Below are 16,640 nucleotides of genomic sequence, written 5' to 3'. Positions count from 1 at the left end.
CTACGCGTCCGGCCGCTCGGGCTCGAGCGACGGGCCCGGGGTCACGCCACGCACGAGGATGGTCGCGCCCGCGATCGTGGCGGGCATCGCGAGCACCGCGCCCAGGGGGATGAGGAACAGCAGGAAGACCGCCGCGCCGAACGCGACGGTGCGGGCCCGGTACGGGCGCAGCGCGCTGATCCGCTCCCGCCTGCTCACGACGCCCCGCCGGGCGAGGGGGTACGACGTGAGCTCGAGGGCGAGCAGGCGCCCGCCGATCAGCGCGCCGAGCGCGAACGCAGTCGCCGAGCCGGCGATCGGGATCAGCCCGACCGCGAACAGCGCCAGGGAGACCGCGATCGAGATGGCCACCGTGATGAGGCCCTCCCCGACGCCCCGGATCGCGGCCCGCGTCCAGGGCTCGTCGGGGACCGCCTCGACCAGCCCTCCGAGCCGCTCGTCGACGCGCCTCGAGATCGCCTCGAAGAAGGGCTGGCCGATCGTGAGAGTCAGCGTCGCGAACAGGAGCACCGCGACCAGCCCGCCCGCGACCACCACCGCGATGGCCGCCGCGATCGCGAGCAGGTCGCCCCACCAGCCGTCTCCCCCGATCCCATGGCCCACCCGGTCACCGAGCCAGTCGGCGCGCGACACGACCACCGCGACGACCAAGGCGAGGACCACGAGCGACACGAACCCCGGCACGGCGCCGAGCAGCATCGCGCGGGGATCGGTCGCCCACGTACGGAGCCCTCGGAGCGCCGCGCGCACGCCCTCGACGGGCTCGCGCCACCACGCGGAGGACCGGGGAGCGGACATGCGCCGATGCTAGCGACAGTGTCCGGCGGGGCTACGCTTCGTGACGTCGTGAGTCCCGGAGGTGCCCCCTTGACCCGCATCACCTTCACCCGCGCCCGTCCGGTCGGCAGGGACGGCGAGGTCGCGTTCGCCGTCGAGGACGGACGGATCGTCGCGGTCGACGACCCCGCGCGACCCGCCGACCACGTCGTGGACCTCGAGGGCCGGTGGGTCATGCCGGGACTGTGGGATCGCCACGTGCACTTCACCCAGTGGGCCCGCACCTGGGGGCGGCTCGACGTGTCGGCCGCGTCGTCCGCTGAGGAGGTCTGCGCGTCCGTGGCGCTCGCCCCGCCGGACGGGCTGCTGGTCGGTTTCGGCTTCCGGTGGGCCACCTGGGAGCAGCCGCCGACGCTCGACGGGCTGGACGCCGCGCGAGCCGCCCCGACCGTGGTGCTGTCGGGCGACCTCCACACCTCATGGGTGAACAGCGCCGCCGCGCGGGAGCTCGGGCTGCCGCGCGCCGGGGTGCTGCGAGAGGACGAGGCCTTCGCGGCGCAGCGGGTGCTCGACGCGGCCCCGCCCGCGCCGGAGGCGCTCGCGGCGGTGATCGCAGCGGCCCACGCCCGGGGCCTCGTCGGCATCGTCGACCTCGAGATGGCGGACAACGCCGCGGTCTGGACCGAGCGCGTGCAGGCAGGCGCGCCGCCGCTGCGCGTCGTGGCCGGCTTCTACCGCGAGCTGCTCGACTCGCGCATCGCGCAGGGCGCCACCACGGGCCTCGGGGTGCCCGGCACCCGGGGGCTGGTCGTCCACGGACCGCTCAAGGTCATCACGGACGGCTCGCTGAACACGTTGACGGCGCACTGCCGTGATCCCTACCCCGCGGGCGGGCACGGGATCCAGAACGTCCCCGGCGAGGAGCTGGCGCGGCTGCTGTCTCGCGCCCATGCCGGGGGGATCCACGCGGCGGTGCACGCGATCGGCGATCGGGCGAACACGATCGCGCTGGACGCGTTCGCGGCCTCCGGTGCGCGCGGCTCCATCGAGCATGCGCAGCTGCTCGCGGAGGACGACCTGCCCCGGTTCGCCGCGCTCGGCGTGGTGGCGAGCGTGCAGCCGGAGCACGCGCTCGACGACCGCGACGCGACCGACGCGTTGTGGGGCGATCGGGCCGACCGCGCGTTCGCGCTGCGCTCCCTGCTCGACGCGGGGGCGCGCCTGGCGCTCGGGTCCGACGCGCCGGTCGCGCCGCTGGACCCGTGGATCGCGATCGCCGCGGCGGTCGCGCGCACGCGCGACGGACGCGCGCCCTGGCATCCGGAGCAGGCGATCACGGTGGTCGAGGCGCTGGCCGCCTCCACGCGGCACGACCTCTCCCCCGGCGCTCCGGCGGACCTGGTCGCGCTCGACCAGGACCCGCTGGCGGCCGACGGCGACGCGCTGCGGCGGATCCCGGTCGCGCTGACGACGGTCGCGGGCGCCGTGGTGCACGACGCCCGCTGACTCGTCAGCCGACCAGGGTGGCGTCCGCCAGGGTGATCGGCACGCCGGCGAGCGCCTGAGACACCGGGCATCCGGCCTTCGCCTCGTCGGCGAACCGGGCGAAGGCGTCCTGGTCGAGGCCCGGCACGGTCCCGCGGACCGTCAGGATGCTCGCCGTCACGCCCTTGCCGGCCTCGAAACGCACCTCCGCGCCGACCTCGAGGGCGTCCGGCGGGGTGCCGTTGCCCTCGAGGGCGTGCGACAGCGCCATCGAGAAGCAGGACGCGTGCGCGGCGGCGAGCAGCTCCTCCGGGGTGGTCGCGCCCTCCTGCCCCGCGGACCGCGCCTTCCAGGTGACGGCGAACTCGCCGTTGCCCGAGCCGAGCGCGACGGTGCCGGCTCCGTCGCTGAGCCCGCCGTTCCAGACGCCTGCGGCCTTGCTTGCGATCTCCATGAGTCCTCCTCCGGGTGAGGGCCGCTGCGCGCGGCCGGCGCGTCGGTCGCGCCCTCGGTGTCACGCTAGCGCCGCGCGGAACATTCCCGCATCGGCGTGCGTGCCGGCGCCGCGGAGGTCAGCGCACCGGTGTGAGCGGCCGCTCAGGGAGCACGCAGGAGCTCTCGCGTCGAACCCTCGCGACGAACGCCCAGGCCAGCAGGACGATCGCGCCGCCGGCGAGGTACGGCTGGATGGGCTCGAAGAACTGGATCGCGCCGGTGTAGCCCAGCGCGAGCAGCACCAGCTTGTTGCACACCGGGCAGCCCACCGCGAAGAACGTGACGAGCGCACCCGCCATGCCGAGCCGTCCCTCGCGCGGACGCTGCGCCTCGTCGGGCGTCGCGACGTAGGTCGCCGTCACCAGGCCGGACAGGACGGCGGACAGGCCGAGCGCCCAGTACGACCACGCGGTCGGGGGGATCTCCCTGCCGAAGACCGGGTTGGGGATCAGGTCGGTCGGGAGGGCGATGAGCAGGTAGGTGGCGGCGGCGGTGGCGGCGGCCACCATCCAGCGGCGGGCGGGCCAGGCGCGGAGCGCGTCGAGGACGTCCATGGCAGGACTATACCCCAGGGGGTATCAGGACGATGCCAGCGGGTGGTCGAGCAGACGGCGCAGCGTGGTGATCACGCCCGCGTCGACGTTCGAGGGGGCGCGGTACCGCGCCCGCTGCGCGACCTCGGGATGCGCGTTCGCCATCGCGAACGACAGGTGTCCGCGGTCCATCATCTCCAGGTCGTTGAGGTAGTCGCCGAACACGACCGTCTGCTCCGGGGTGACGCCGAGCGCCTCCTGGAGACGGGCGACCGCGACCCCCTTGTGCACGCCGGTGCGCATGATGTCGATCCAGTGCCGATCCGACACGACCACGGCGAGGTCGCCCTGGAAGCGCTCCAGGACCGGCGCCGTGTCATGCGCCGCGTTGCCGAAGTCGTACACCGCCACCTTCAGGATGGCGTCGTCGACCGCCGCGAGGTCGTCCACGATCTCGAGCGCGGCGTAGTACGGCGACGCCTTCTCCACGAACGCCGCATCGTCGCGCTCGATGTAGGCCGAACGCTTGCCGCACACGACGGTTCCCACATCGAAACCCGCCCGGGCGTGGTCCCGCACGGCGGCGACGATGTCGCCGAGCACACCGTCCGGCAGCGGCGACGAGGATATCTCGACGCCCCCGCGCGCCACGTACGACCCGTTCTCCGCGATCACGACGAGCCCCTCCCCCAGGCGCTCGAACTGACGCGCCAGCGTCGCGTGCTGGCGTCCGCTCGCGGGCGCGAACACGATCCCCCGACCCCGCATGTGGTCGACGAGCGGCCATAGGGCGTCGGGGATGCGCTTCGCCGCGTCCAGCAGGGTGCCGTCCATGTCGCACACCACCAGCCGGATGTCGTGAGGGCCGTCGGGGACGTGGAACGAGTCGGGGGTGCTCACGGCAGTCAAGCCTAGCCGCGCGACCCGGCTAGATTGCCGACGTGAGCACGCCCCCGATGATCGCGACCACCACGTACAGGGAGGTCGCGTCGACCGGCATCTGGACCCAGGAGGCCGTCTGGCTGCCGGACGCCTACCTCGCGCCCCTGCGTCGCGCGGGCGGCACCGCCGCCGTCCTCCCGCCCGACGCGCCGGACCGGGCCGGCGCGGCGCTCGACCGCATGGACGGGCTCTACCTGACCGGGGGCTACGACGTCGATCCCGCCCTCTACGACGCCGCCCGCCATCCGGAGACCGACGCCCCGCGCGCGGACCGCGACGCGTGGGAGCTCGCCCTGCTCGCGGCGGCCGTGGAGCGCGGCATGCCCGTGCTCGGCGTGTGCCGCGGCGCCCAGCTGCTCAACGTCGCCCGTGGCGGCACGCTGCACCAGCATGTGCCCGACGTGGTCGGCCACACGGGCTACCAGCGGGGCGACGCGGTGTTCCGCCCGGTCGAGGTGTCGGTCCAGCCGGGGACGCTTCTCGCGCGGTGCCACCCCGCCAGGCGCGCCGTGCCGGTCTACCATCACCAGGCGATCGACCGGCTCGGGCGCGGCCTGGTGGTGTCCGCACGCAGCGCGGACGGGCTGATCGAGGCGATCGAGGACCCGTCGCTCGCCTTCTGCGTCGCCGTCCAGTGGCACCCGGAGCATGACCCGGGCGAGCTCGGCCTGTGGGAGGCGTTCGTCGAGGCGTCACGCGCCTACGCCGCGCGGGCCTAGCCTGGGGACAGGGCCCCGTCGCGGGCCGACGCCGACGTCGAGGAGGACCACCATGAAGACCATCGCCATGCCGGGGACGGAGATCGTCGCGCCCGCCGTCGTGCTCGGGCTCATGCGGATCGTCGAGAAGAGCGACGACGAGGTGCGCGAGCTCGTCGCGGCCGCGCGCGACGTCGGCATCGACTTCATCGACCACGCCGACCTCTACGGTCCGCCATACCACGGGTGCGAGCGCCGGTTCGCGGAGGCGATGCGGCTGAGCCCGTCCGAGCGCGACGCGTTCACCATCCAGACCAAGTGCGGCATCCGCCAGCCCGGACCGTACTTCGACTTCAGCTACGACCACATCGTCGACTCCGTCGAGGGCTCGCTCGAGGCGCTCGGCACCGACCGCATCGACATCCTGCTGCTGCATCGTCCCGACGCCCTGGTCGAGCCCGACGAGGTCGCGCGCGCCTTCGACCATCTGCACGCCGCGGGCAAGGTGCTCCACTTCGGCGTCTCGAACCACACCCCTGGTCAGATCGAGCTGCTCAAGCGCTCGGTGCGCCAGCCGCTGGTCGCCAACCAGATCCAGCTCTCGGTGACGCACGCCCCGTCGATCGCCAGCGGGATCGCCATGAACATGGGCGACCTGGACCAGTCGATCGACCGGGACAACGGGATCGTCGACTACTGCCGCCTGAACGACATCACCCTCCAGGCCTGGTCGCCGTTCCAGTCCCGCTTCTTCGACGGCCCGTTCCTGGGCAACCCCAACTACGCGGAGCTCAACGCCGTGATCGACCGCCTCGCCTGGAAGTACGAGGTGCCGGCCGAGGCGATCGCGGTGGCGTGGCTGACCCGCCACCCCGCGCAGATGCAGGTGGTGCTGGGCACCACGACCCCCGCGCGCGTCGTGGCCGCCGCGCAGGGCGCCGACGTCCACCTCGCGCGGTCCGAGTGGTACGAGATGTTCCGCGCCGCCGGGCACACCGTGCCCTGACCGGACGCCCTACAGCGGCGCCTTCCAGTGGAAGTCGCCGGCGATCGCCTCGCCCATCGCCTTCATCGCGTTCGCGATGGTGCTCTGGTAGACGCGCGAGTCGTCGGACTCGGCCTGGTCGGCCTTGGCACGCGCGCTGGCCTCGTGGAACGCGAGATAGGCGACGATGCGATCCCGCTCGGCTCGCTGGCCGGCGGCGTGGGCGTCGGTGTCGGTCATGAGGATCCCTCCACGGTCGGTGGCGCCATCCTTCCACGCGCACGAGGCCACGTCCGACGACCGCGATACTGGGCGCATGCCTCTGCTGAGATCCGTCCTCTCCCCCGGCTGGCCCGGCCCGACCGCGTCGCCGGACCGCGTCGCCCTCCTCCTGCACGGTTTCGGCTCGCACGAGCACGACCTGCCTGGCCTCGCCGCGTTCCTCCCGCGGGGACTCCCGTGGGCGTCGCTGCGGGCGCCCCTCGAGATGGGCTACGGCGCCGCGGCGTGGTTCCCGCTCTCCACCGACGGGGCCATGGACGTCACCGCGATCCGGTCGGCGGCGGACGCCGTCTGGGACTGGGTCGAGGCGACCCTGCCCGACGACGTCCAGGTGGTGCCGATGGGCTTCTCGCAGGGCGGCCTGATGGCGCTCCAGCTGCTGCGGACCCGCCCCGAGCGGGTGGTCGCCCCGGTGGTGCTCGCCGGGTTCGTCCACGAGGGCGAGGAACCCGCCGACGCCGCGCTCGCACGCACCCGCCCCCCGGTGTTCTGGGGGCGCGGGGACGCGGATCCCGTGATCTGGCCGGAGGCCGTCGCGCGCACCGCGCGGTGGATCGACGCGCACACCGTCGCGACGCGCCACGTCTATCCGGGCCTCGGGCACGCCGTTCACGAGGAGGAGATGGGCGACGTGCGCGCGTTCCTCGCGGCTCAGCTCGCCTGAGGAGGCCCGCCGAGCAGCGCCGCGGCGGCCTCGGCGATCGCGTCCCGGTCCACGGGATCGGTGAGCGCGGACAGCGACCTGCGGGCCGCCTCCTCCGCCATCGCCCGGATCGGCTCGGCCTTCTCTCCGGGCGCCGCGTGCGCGAGTCCGGCGAGCGCGTGCTGGAGGCGCACGCCGACCTCGACCACACCGGCACCGTCCCGCGCGATCGGTCGGAATCCGTCCACCAGGAGGTCGCTGAGCTCGACGCGAGCCATGTGGACCCCCGGATGGGAGACCTCCCGCTCCTCGGGCACACCCTGCACGTCGGCGAGGACCCGTTGCAGGGCCCCGAGCACCTCGATCGCGGTTCCCTGGTCGTTGGTCGACGGCGACAGCGCGCGGCTCGCGATCTCGGCGAGGGCGACGACCCCGAGCCGCGGATCCTGCTCGTAGGTGCGGTGACGTTCGACGAGGAAGGCGTCACGCACCGCAGTCCGTGCGGCCTCGCCCGGGCCACCCTCGACGAGCGCGAGGGTGTCGCCGGGGCGCACGTCGTCGCCCGGCACCACACGGGCGTGGATGCGCAGCCCGTGCTCCTTCGCGGCCGCCGCGAGCCGGTCCATCGCGACCACCGTGAGGAATCCCGTGCGCTCGGCGCCCACGGCCACCACGGGTCCGGCGGGGTCGCTCGGGGGCTCTCCTCCGAGGTGAGGGCGGCGGGCATGCGCGCGCAGGGTGTCCGCCGCGGCATCCTCGACGCGATCGAGGATGTCGGCCATCCGGCCGAACCTGGTGAGGTGCTCGATCCATCGCACGAGCGTGACCACGACCCACGCGATCACGAGCAGCGAGCCGATGAAGACCAGCATCTTCCCGCGCTCCGCGACATAACCGCTGGCGAGGGCCACGATCCCGGCGATGGCGAACACGAACGCGCCGAGGAAGCCCGCGAGGGCGTTCTGCGAGGTCGGGTCCTCGATCAGCAGACGCGTCGCGCGCGGAGTGGCGGCCCGGGCGGCAGACGAGTACGCGGAGATCAGCGCGGTGAGCGAGAAGGTGGTCACGGCGAGCATCGACGACGCGAGCACCGAGAGGATCGTGGTCACCGAGTCCTGGCCCAGGTCGATGCCCGCCAGCTCCGGGGCGCGCTGTCCGACAGCGCCCGCGACGATCACGAAGGCGACCGCGGCGAGCGACTGCAGCGTCAGCCGTCCCCACATCCGGCGCGACAGACGCCGCAGCGCCATGACCCAGGTCCGCTCCATCGAGGCCTCCCTCATCCCCGCCATCATGCCCGGTGGTGCGAGGACGGGCGGTCAGCGCGCGCCGACGGGCACGCGCGCCGTCGACGGGAGGGCCTCGCGGCGCGCGGACCGGGCCGTCAGCGCAGCCCCCGCCCACGCGAGCAGCACGCCCGGCACGCAGAGCGCGAGTCCGAGCCAGGTGGGCGCCACGTAGCCCCAGCCGGCCGCGATGACGGCTCCGCCGAGCGCGGCACCCAGGCTGTTGCCCAGGTTCAGCGACGAATGGTTGACGGCCGCGGCGATGGTCTGGCTGTCACCCGCGACGTCCATGAGGCGGGTCTGGATCGCGGGCGACAGCGCCGCGGCGGATCCCCCGACCAGGAACCCGCCGACGAAGAGACCCGCCGGATGGGACGCGGTCAGCGCCAGCAGGACGAGCGATCCCGCGAAGGCGGCGAACAGGATGAAGATGGCGCGCACGGCGCCGCCGTCCGCGAGCCGCCCGCCCCAGGCGTTGCCTGCCGTCATGCCCAGGCCGACCACGACGAGGACGAGCGGCACGAGCCCCGAGGCCGTGCCCGTGACCTCGGTGGCCAGCGGGGAGATGTACGAGTACACGGCGAAGAACCCGCCGAAGCCGAGCGCGCCCGTCCCCAGCGCGAGCCAGACCGCGGGGCGTCGGAACGCGCGCAGCTCGCTCCGCACGGTCGCCTGCGGGTCGCCGGGGACCCGCGGGACCAGCAGCGCGATGGCGAGCAGCGTGGCCCCGAAGAGCGCGGCCACCACCACGTACGCGATGCGCCATCCGGCCTGCTGGCCGAGCGCCGTGATGAGGGGCACCCCGACCACGTTCGCGATGGCGAGGCCGGACAGGACGTAGGCGACGGCCTGGCCGCGCCTGCCGGGACCCATCAGCTGCGCGGCCACCAGTGCGGCGACGCCGAAGTACGCCCCGTGCGGGAGCCCGGCGACGAAGCGGGCCGCGACGACCGTGCCGAACGTGGGTGCGACCGCGGAGGCGAGGGTCGCGAGGGTGAACGCGGCCGCCAGGGCCATGAGCAGGCGGGTGCGGGGCAGGCGTGCCGCGAACGCGGCGATGGTCGGCGCGCCCACCACGACCCCCGCCGCGTAGGCGGAGATGAGCAGGCCCGCGCGCGCGATCGCCGCCTCGGGCTCCTCGCCCGCGAGGTCCGGGAGCAGGTCGCGCGCGATCTCGGGCAGAAGGCCCATCGCGACGAACTCGGTCGCACCGATCGCGAATCCGCCGAGGGCGAGCGCGAGCAGCGCCAGGCGCGTGCGCGCGGGGCTGAGGTCTGACACAGGGGCACCGTTCTTCTCGGGCGGCGCTCCCCGTCGAGCTCGCGGTTGTCGCGACCGGAACGTCGCGACGCCCGCATCCTATTCCGCGGGCGCGCGCCCCTCGCCCGCTCCGGGACGGAGCTGGTCGAGCAGCCACCGCGCCCCGCGGACGTCCGCGAACGGGCCGACCCGCGCGGCGAGGCCACGATCGGAGGTGACCACCGTCACGCGCTCCCCCGCGGCGTGGCGTGCCTCCACCCGCGAGACCACCGCATCGTCCCCCTCGCCGGGAGCGTCATGGACGTCGACGCCGTCCGCTCGCGCGCCCCGCGCCCGGCCCTCGACGACGAGCTCGACGCGAGGGAACCATCGCCCCTCCGGGAGGTCGAGCGCTCCCGCGTCGATGCCCGCGGCCGCCCACTCGGCCACCCGGCCGGCGAGCCGCTCGGCGGCGCCGCGGCGATCGCGCCACCATCCGTCGGGAACGGAGCCGACGACGTTCGCGGCGTCGACCACCACGGCCGGCGCGAGCCCGAGCATCCCGTGCAGGCGGGGCCATGCGGCGCCGAAGCCGGGATGGAGCTCGAGGGAGGCGACCTGGTCCACGGGGATCCAGGCGAGCTCCTGGCTCTCGTCGTCGGTGGCGTGCGGCTCGAACGGCGTGGTCACGCGCGCGACCACGGTGGTGTACGACCAGAAGCCCAGCTCGAGGGTCGAGGTCGCCGCGACGCGCAGCGACCCGGGCGGTACCGAGGCCTCCTCCCACGCCTCGCGGAGGGCCCCCGGCACCGCAGCCTCGCCCGCGTGGCGGGCGCCTCCCGGGATGCCCCAGGTGCCCCCGTGGTGGCTCCACAGCGCGCGATGCTGCAGGAGGACGCCGCGGTCCGGGTCGTGGGCGACCAGCCCCGCGGCTCCGAAGCGGCCCCAGTAGCGCGTGCCGTCCGGCGCCTCGGCCCAGGCGTCGCCGGGATCCCGGGGCGCGTGGGGGTCGAAGGGCACGGGCCCAGCCTCGCACACCCAGGGAGGCCGGGCCCGCGGCCACGCGTCAGTCCTCGAGGAACGCCGTCCCCAGCCACGCCTCGGGGACGCCCAGGCCCTCGACGAGCGGCAGCGCGTGGGGGCGGAGCTCGCGGCACAGCGCGTCGATCTGATCGCCCAGCGCCTTGCTGCGTCCGAGCGACATGCGGTGATGCTCGACGAACCAGGCGCGGTCCTCGTGGATCGAGGCGAGGGCATACAGGCTGCAGAGCCTCTCCAGCACCTCGCGCGTCTGAGCGTCCAGGTCCTGCTCGAGGGCGGTGATGAAGGCGCCGAGCACCTGGCGCTGCACGTGCGCCCGCGCGGCGAACTGCACGTGCCCGCCCAGCCGGTTGAACGCCTCGAACTGGTCGCCGCCGCTCTTCGAGGCCGCGCGCATCCGACGCGCCAGGGAGTCGAGCGAGTGCCGTGCGCGCTCCTCGAACATGAGGGCGTGCCAGCCACGGTCCACGAGCGTGGTCTCCTCGGGACGCCTGCGCGCCCCGTCGGCCACGCGCTCGACGATCACGTTCGCCGCGGTCCGCTCCACCATGGCCTCGCCGATCATGCGGGTGGTGGCCTGCACCACACCGGAACGGTCGAGCGCGCTCCACGACTCCTTGACCCCGGTCAGCAGGGCCTTCGCCACCAGCTGCATGAGGACCGTGTTGTCACCCTCGAAGGTCGCGAAGATGTCGACGTCGCCGCGGAGCTGGGTGAGCCGGTTCTCGCTCATGTAGCCGAAGCCGCCGCAGGCCTCCCGCGCCTCCTGCACCGTGGCGTTCGCGAACCACGTGGTCTGCGCCTTGAGCCCGGCGGCGCGGGTCTCGAGCTCGCGCTGGTCCGCCTCCGTGTGGTCGGCCGGGCCCTGGACCTTCACGAGCAGCTCGACCAGCTCGTTCTGCGCGAACCCGTACGCATAGGCCTCCGCGACCCTGGGCAGGAGGCGACGCTGGTGCGTCAGGTAGTCGAGCAGCAGCACGCCCTCCGGCCGGCCCGCCGCCGGGAACTGGCGGCGGCGGAGCCCGTGCCGCACCGCGATGGAGAGCGCGCGTCGGGCCGTGATGCCCGCGCCGCCGCCGATGCAGACGCGACCGCGCACCAGCGTCCCCAGCATGGTGAAGAAGCGCTTGCTGGTGCTGGAGATGGGCGACGTGTACACGCCCTCGTCGGTGACCCCGCCGTAGCGGTCGAGCAGCATCCGGCGCGGCACGCGGACCCGGTCGAACTGAAGCGTGCCGTTGTCCACCCCGAGCAGGCCGCCCTTGTGCCCGTGGTCGCCGGTGGTGACGCCGGGCAGGTCGACGCCATGGTCGTCCCTGATCGGGACCAGCACCACGTGGATCCCGTGCTGCTCGCCGTCGACCACGAGCTGGCCGAAGACGGCGGCCATGGTGCCGTGCCTCGCAGCGTTGCCCAGGTACGCCTTGCGCGCGCTCGGTGTGGGCGAGTGGATCTCGATCTCGTCCGTCTCCCGCACGTACGTGAGCGTCGTCTCGAGGTGCTGGACGTCGGAGCCGTGGCCCAGCTCGGTCATCGCGAAGGCGCCCAGCAGCGTCAGGTCGGTGATGCCGGGGAGGAACGTGCGGTGGTGCCACTCCGTCCCGAGGTTGGTGACCGCCCCGCCGAACAGCCCGAACTGGACCCCGGACTTGATGGTGACGGACAGGTCGCCATGCGCGAGCATCTCGAAGGTGGTGACCGCGGTGAGCGGGTCGGACACCGCGTTCGCACCGTCGGGGACGCCCGAGTGGCCGAAGCCCCGGCGTTCGAGCTCGATGAGCCGGGCGAGCGTCCACTCGCGCGCATCCTCCATCCCGACGGCGGGGTCCAGGTGCATCCCGTCGGCTGGGAAGGTCGCACGGCCCACCGCCCTCTCGGCGGCGAAGGGCCCGTCGAGGGCCGCGCGGAGGCGGGCGCCCAGCACGGTCAGCTGCTCCTCGGCGATGGGCGACGGGGTCTCGTGGGTCAACGTCATCGTTGCTCCTCGGTAGGGGGTGGTCGGGGTGGGTAGGGATCAGGCCCCGAGCGGGGCGGGTGGACGGGCGTCGGCGAGCGCGCCGGCGAGCAGGGCGTCGATCTCGGCGACCACCTGGCCGCGGGGAGCCCGCGGATCGCCGGCCATCCAGCGGTCGGCCGCCGCGCGGACGAACCCGACGATGCCGTGGCCCCAGGTCCCGGCGCAGGACGCGTCTCGACCGGTCGCGGTGAGGTGGGCCGCGATGGCCTGGCCGACGTGGTCCCCGATGAGCGACGGCAGGGATCCCGCCGGGTCGCCAGGGTGGTCGGCCGTGGCCACCGGGCGCTCGAGCACGAAGCGGTAGATCTGCGGATCGCGCTCGACCAGCGCCAGGTACGCGTCGGCGAGGTCGTGGATCAGGTGGCCCAGGTCGCCGTCCGCGCTGTCCTGCAGCGTGCGTGTCAGGCCTGCATGGATGTACGCGTGGACCGACTCGACGACGGCGTCGTAGAGCCCTGCGCGGTCGCCGAAGTGCCGGTAGATCACCGTCTTCGACGTGCCCGCGCGGGCGGCGATCTCATCCATGCCGACCCGCGCGCCATGCACGCGGATCGCCCGGAGAGCATGCGACACGAGCTCGCGCCGTCGGTCCTGACGGTGCTGCTCCCAACGGGTGTCGCGCCCGTCTGCGGTGGTCATGGCACCACAGTACCCAGTACTCGCGGTATCTGCTACTGTCCGTATCGGATAGTCCCCCACGACAGGAACCCGGAGGCACCATGCACCACACCGCTGTGGTGGTCGGAGGAAACCGCACGCCGTTCGCCAAGGTCGGCGGACCCCTCGCGGAGGCCTCCAACCAGGATCTTCTCATTGCCGCGCTCGACGGGCTGATCGCGCGCCACGGACTCGCGGGCGCGCGCATGGGCGAGGTAGCGGGCGGCGCGGTGCTGAAGCACCCGCGCGACTTCAACCTCACCCGCGAGGCGGTGCTGGGCACCTCCCTCGCCCCCGACACGCCCGCGTGCGACCTCCAGCAGGCCTGCGGCACGGGCCTCGAGGCTACCGTGTACATCGCCAACAAGATCCGTCTGGGTCAGATCGACGCGGGCATCGCGGCCGGCGTCGACTCCGCGTCGAACGCCCCCGTCACCGTCAGCGAGCCGCTGCGGCGGATCCTCGCCCGGGCGAGCCGCGCCCGGAGCGCTGCGGAGCGCATCAAGGTGCTCGCCCGCATCCGCCCGAGCCACCTCGCCCCCCTCGCCCCCGGGGTCGCCGAGCCCCGCACGGGGCTGTCGATGGGCGAGCACCAGGCCCTCACCACCGAGCGCTGGGGCGTGACGCGGGAGGAGCAGGACCGGATCGCCGCGGACTCGCACCGCAGCCTCGCCGCCGCATGGGACCGAGGCTTCTTCGACGACCTGGTGACGCCGTACCTCGGCGTGACGCGGGACGCGATCCTGCGTCCCGACACCACCGTCGAGAAGCTCGCGACCCTGCGCCCCGCCTTCGGCGGGCCCGAGGGGTCGATGACCGCAGGCAACTCGACCGCGCTGTCCGACGGCGCCGCCGCGGTCCTGCTCGCCTCCGAGGACTGGGCGCGGGAGCATCACCTGCCCATCCTCGCCAAGGTGGTGGACGCGGAGGTCGCGTCGGTGGATCACCCCGGCGGCGACGACCTCCTCCTGGGCCCGGTCGCCGCGACGGGCCGGCTGCTCGCGCGGCAGGGCCTCGGCATCGCCGACATGGACCTGGTCGAGATCCACGAGGCCTTCGCCTCCACGGTGGCGGCGACGCGGAAGGCATGGGCCGATCCGGAGCACTGCGCCGCGCTCGGCCTCGACGGGCCGATCGGCACCATCCCGGACGACCGTCTCAACGTGACGGGCTCGTCCCTCGCGGCCGGTCACCCGTTCGCTGCGACCGGGGCGCGCATCGTCCCGACCCTCGCGAAGCTGCTCCACGAGCGCGGTCCGGGCTCGCGGGGCCTCATCTCGATCTGCGCCGCCGGTGGGCAGGGCGTCGTGGCGATCCTGGAGGGCATGTGATGTCGACGCTCGAGCGTATCTACGGCACCCCGGTCGGCAAGGCGGTGGCGCGGAAGGCGGGGGTCCACGAGCCGCCGCGCCTGCGCCGCGGGCGCCGGCTCCCCGCGGGACCGATCGTGCACGCCTCGCTGGGCGACTCGACCCTCGCGGCCCGCACCCTGCGTCTCCTGGGTCTCCCGGTGGAGGCCCCCGTGACCGACGACGGCTCCGCCGCACCCGGCTACGGCGCCCCGATCGGCGCCGTGGTCATCGACGCCACGGACCTTGAGCGCGTCGATCAGCTCGAGACCATCCGCGCGGTCCTCCGCCCCGCGGTGCGCTCGCTCGAGCCGTCGGGTCGCGTGATCCTGCTCGCCCGACCGGCCACCGGCGATTGGGAACGGCGCGCCGTGACGCGAGCCCTCGACGGCATCACCCGCACGGTCGGGAAGGAGCTGCGCAAGGGGGCCACCGCCACGTTGATCCTCGCGGGCGCCGACGCCGGGCCGGGCGACCTCGCGACCACCCTCGCGTTCGTCCTCGAGGGGCGGTCCGCCTTCGTGGACGGCCAGGCATGGACGGTGCAGGCGGCGGGGCTCGCGGAGGAGCGCCCGTCCGACCGGCCCCTCGACGGCCGCACGGTGGTCGTGACGGGCGCGGCCCGCGGCATCGGCGCCGCGATCGCGCGCACCCTGGCCCGTGACGGCGCCGACGTGGTGGCCGTGGACATCCCGGCCGCGGGCGAGGCGCTCGCCCAGGTGGCGAACGAGATCGCGGGCACCGCGCTGCAGCTCGACATCACGGCGGACGATGCGGGCGCCAGGATCGCGGCCCATGTCGCCGGGCGCGGGGCGCGGCTCCACGGGATCGTCCACAACGCCGGCATCACGCGGGACAAGCTGCTCGCCAACACCGACGCCGATCGATGGCGGTCCGTCCTGGAGGTCAACCTCGCCGCCGAGATGCGCATCAACGCCGTGCTGCTCGACCCGGCGACCCCCGGCGGCATCGCCGACGGCGGGCGCATCGTGGGCGTCGCGTCCACGTCCGGCCTCGCGGGCAACAAGGGGCAGACCAACTACGCCGCCTCCAAGGCCGGGGTCGCGGGCCTTGTCGAGGCGATGGCCCCGGATCTCGCGGCGCGGGCCATCACCGCCAACGCCGTCGCACCCGGTTTCATCGAGACGGACATGACCGCGCGCATCCCCTTCATCCAGCGCGAGGTGTTCCGGCGCAGCAACTCCCTGAGCCAGGGCGGCCAGCCCGTGGACGTCGCGGAGACCATCGCCTACCTGCTCTCCCCCGGCGCCCAGGGCGTCACGGGCCAGGTCATCCGCGTCTGCGGGCAGAACCTGGTGGGCGCCTGATGGCCGTGGAGGTGCTGTCCGAGGCCCCCGGCATGGGCGCCGCCTTCGCTCGGGCGATGGTTCCGGCACGCGCGCGAGGCGCGCGTCTGCCCGAGGATCCGGTGCGGCTGGAGGGATACCGGCAGGACGCCGCGCGGCTCGCCGACTACGCGCGGGTCTGCGGCTTCCCGTTGCGCGACACCGTGCCGCCGACCTGGCTTCACGTGCTCACCTTCCCGCTCCACGTGCACCTGCTCGGCGACCGCCGGTCCTCCGTGCGGCTCGTCGGCGCCGTCCACGTGTCCAACTCCATGACCCTGCGCCGCCCCGTCTCGGTGCGCGAGGAGCTGGCGATCGAGGTGGCCGCGCGCGGCCTGCGACCGCATCAGCGCGGGGCGCTGCTGGACCTCGTGGGCACGATCCGCGTCGCCGGCGAGACGGTCTGGGAGGGGGTCAGCACCTACCTGGCCTCCGGCATGGAGGTTCCCGGCGAGCCCGTCGAGCTCCCGCGCGAGCCCTTCACGGCTGTAGTGCCGCACGCGCGTTGGCGCCTGCCCGCCGGCCTCGGACGGGACTACCGACGCGTCTCGGGCGATCCCAACCCGATCCACACGTCGCGACTCGCGGCGCGCGCCTTCGGTTTCCCCCGTCCGATCATCCACGGCATGTGGACGCATGCGCGCGCGCTCGCGGCCCTCGACGGCCGGCTGCCCGAGGCGTACCGCACCGACGTGGCCTTCACCAAGCCGGTGCTGCTGCCCGGCTCGGTCGGATTCCACGCGGCGCTCGCGGACGGCGTGCACAGCGTCGCGGTGACGTCCCGCGACGGCGCGAAGCCGCACCTGCTGATGTCGGTGTCCTCCACGGAGCGCGCCCGGGCCTAGGCTCGTCCCCGAGGCGCCGC

The 16,640-nt window shown here is 74.1% G+C and carries 17 protein-coding genes; 7 read left to right on the top strand and 10 right to left on the bottom strand.

Features of this window, described 5'->3' with window-relative positions:
• Nucleotides 1–798, bottom strand: a complete 798-nt coding sequence (locus tag QQX10_RS00540; RefSeq protein WP_301144232.1) for an EI24 domain-containing protein — start codon at nucleotides 796–798, stop codon at nucleotides 1–3.
• Nucleotides 799–867: 69 nt separating this feature from the next.
• Between QQX10_RS00540 and QQX10_RS00535 the strand changes: the two genes are divergently transcribed.
• Complete coding sequence (locus QQX10_RS00535; RefSeq protein ID WP_301144231.1) at nucleotides 868–2,283, top strand: amidohydrolase; 1,416 nt, start codon at nucleotides 868–870, stop codon at nucleotides 2,281–2,283.
• 4 nt (nucleotides 2,284–2,287) lie between these two features.
• Here QQX10_RS00535 and QQX10_RS00530 read toward each other — a convergent pair whose 3' ends face one another.
• From QQX10_RS00530 to QQX10_RS00520, 3 genes are all read right to left on the bottom strand, one after another.
• Nucleotides 2,288–2,716: an OsmC family peroxiredoxin gene (locus QQX10_RS00530; protein WP_301144229.1), complete on the bottom strand. Its 429-nt coding sequence runs from the start codon at nucleotides 2,714–2,716 to the stop codon at nucleotides 2,288–2,290.
• Nucleotides 2,717–2,834: 118 nt separating this feature from the next.
• Nucleotides 2,835–3,311, bottom strand: a complete 477-nt coding sequence (locus tag QQX10_RS00525) for a hypothetical protein (protein WP_301144228.1) — start codon at nucleotides 3,309–3,311, stop codon at nucleotides 2,835–2,837.
• 24 nt (nucleotides 3,312–3,335) lie between these two features.
• Complete coding sequence (locus QQX10_RS00520; RefSeq protein WP_301144227.1) at nucleotides 3,336–4,190, bottom strand: HAD family hydrolase; 855 nt, start codon at nucleotides 4,188–4,190, stop codon at nucleotides 3,336–3,338.
• A 41-nt stretch (nucleotides 4,191–4,231) separates the two neighbouring features.
• On the opposite strand from QQX10_RS00520, the gene QQX10_RS00515 reads away from it, so the two are divergent.
• Nucleotides 4,232–4,951, top strand: coding sequence for a gamma-glutamyl-gamma-aminobutyrate hydrolase family protein (locus QQX10_RS00515; protein WP_301144226.1), 720 nt, complete (start codon nucleotides 4,232–4,234; stop codon nucleotides 4,949–4,951).
• Between the two features lie 52 nt (nucleotides 4,952–5,003).
• Entirely contained in the window at nucleotides 5,004–5,936 is a 933-nt protein-coding gene (locus QQX10_RS00510; protein ID WP_301144225.1) for an aldo/keto reductase, read from the top strand.
• 9 nt (nucleotides 5,937–5,945) lie between these two features.
• Here the strand turns inward: QQX10_RS00510 and QQX10_RS00505 are convergent, their stop codons facing one another.
• Nucleotides 5,946–6,155, bottom strand: a complete 210-nt coding sequence (locus QQX10_RS00505; RefSeq protein WP_301144224.1) for a hypothetical protein — start codon at nucleotides 6,153–6,155, stop codon at nucleotides 5,946–5,948.
• Between the two features lie 76 nt (nucleotides 6,156–6,231).
• Here QQX10_RS00505 and QQX10_RS00500 point away from each other — a divergent pair, with 76 nt between their 5' ends.
• Nucleotides 6,232–6,861 carry an alpha/beta hydrolase gene (locus QQX10_RS00500; RefSeq protein WP_301144223.1) on the top strand — a complete coding sequence of 210 codons (630 nt, stop codon included), beginning with the start codon at nucleotides 6,232–6,234 and terminating at the stop codon, nucleotides 6,859–6,861.
• Here QQX10_RS00500 and QQX10_RS00495 read toward each other — a convergent pair.
• The 5 genes from QQX10_RS00495 to QQX10_RS00475 form a co-directional block, all read right to left on the bottom strand.
• Nucleotides 6,849–8,123 carry a DUF2254 domain-containing protein gene (locus tag QQX10_RS00495; protein ID WP_301144222.1) on the bottom strand — a complete coding sequence of 425 codons (1,275 nt, stop codon included), beginning with the start codon at nucleotides 8,121–8,123 and terminating at the stop codon, nucleotides 6,849–6,851. The genes QQX10_RS00500 and QQX10_RS00495 overlap by 13 nt on opposite strands.
• Nucleotides 8,124–8,159: 36 nt before the next feature.
• Nucleotides 8,160–9,407: an MFS transporter gene (locus QQX10_RS00490; RefSeq protein WP_301144221.1), complete on the bottom strand. Its 1,248-nt coding sequence runs from the start codon at nucleotides 9,405–9,407 to the stop codon at nucleotides 8,160–8,162.
• Between the two features lie 78 nt (nucleotides 9,408–9,485).
• A complete protein-coding gene (locus QQX10_RS00485) occupies nucleotides 9,486–10,385 on the bottom strand; it encodes an NUDIX domain-containing protein (RefSeq protein ID WP_301144220.1) in 900 nt (299 codons plus the stop codon).
• Between the two features lie 46 nt (nucleotides 10,386–10,431).
• The gene (locus QQX10_RS00480; protein WP_301144219.1) at nucleotides 10,432–12,381 is read right to left on the bottom strand and encodes an acyl-CoA dehydrogenase family protein; all 1,950 of its coding nucleotides are present in this window, start codon (nucleotides 12,379–12,381) and stop codon (nucleotides 10,432–10,434) included.
• A gap of 39 nt (nucleotides 12,382–12,420) precedes the next feature.
• Nucleotides 12,421–13,062 (bottom strand): TetR/AcrR family transcriptional regulator, encoded by a 642-nt coding sequence (locus QQX10_RS00475; protein WP_301144218.1) that lies wholly within the window; start codon nucleotides 13,060–13,062, stop codon nucleotides 12,421–12,423.
• Nucleotides 13,063–13,142: 80 nt separating this feature from the next.
• Here QQX10_RS00475 and QQX10_RS00470 point away from each other — a divergent pair, with 80 nt between their 5' ends.
• From QQX10_RS00470 to QQX10_RS00460, 3 genes are read left to right on the top strand one after another with little or no spacing between them, the layout of a single operon-like run.
• Nucleotides 13,143–14,411 (top strand): acetyl-CoA C-acetyltransferase, encoded by a 1,269-nt coding sequence (locus tag QQX10_RS00470; protein WP_301144217.1) that lies wholly within the window; start codon nucleotides 13,143–13,145, stop codon nucleotides 14,409–14,411.
• Nucleotides 14,411–15,757 carry a 3-oxoacyl-ACP reductase gene (locus tag QQX10_RS00465; protein WP_301144216.1) on the top strand — a complete coding sequence of 449 codons (1,347 nt, stop codon included), beginning with the start codon at nucleotides 14,411–14,413 and terminating at the stop codon, nucleotides 15,755–15,757. Before QQX10_RS00470 ends, QQX10_RS00465 begins: the two co-directional genes overlap by 1 nt.
• On the top strand, nucleotides 15,757–16,620 hold the full coding sequence (locus QQX10_RS00460) for a MaoC family dehydratase (protein ID WP_301144215.1): 864 nt from the start codon (nucleotides 15,757–15,759) through the stop codon (nucleotides 16,618–16,620). The genes QQX10_RS00465 and QQX10_RS00460 overlap by 1 nt, the downstream gene beginning before the upstream one ends.
• Nucleotides 16,621–16,640 lie beyond the last annotated feature (20 nt).

The organism is Demequina lignilytica, from assembly GCF_030418305.1.
In the GTDB taxonomy this organism is placed as follows: Bacteria; Actinomycetota; Actinomycetes; order Actinomycetales; family Demequinaceae; genus Demequina; species Demequina lignilytica.
This window is presented reverse-complemented; position numbering and strand designations above follow the sequence as displayed.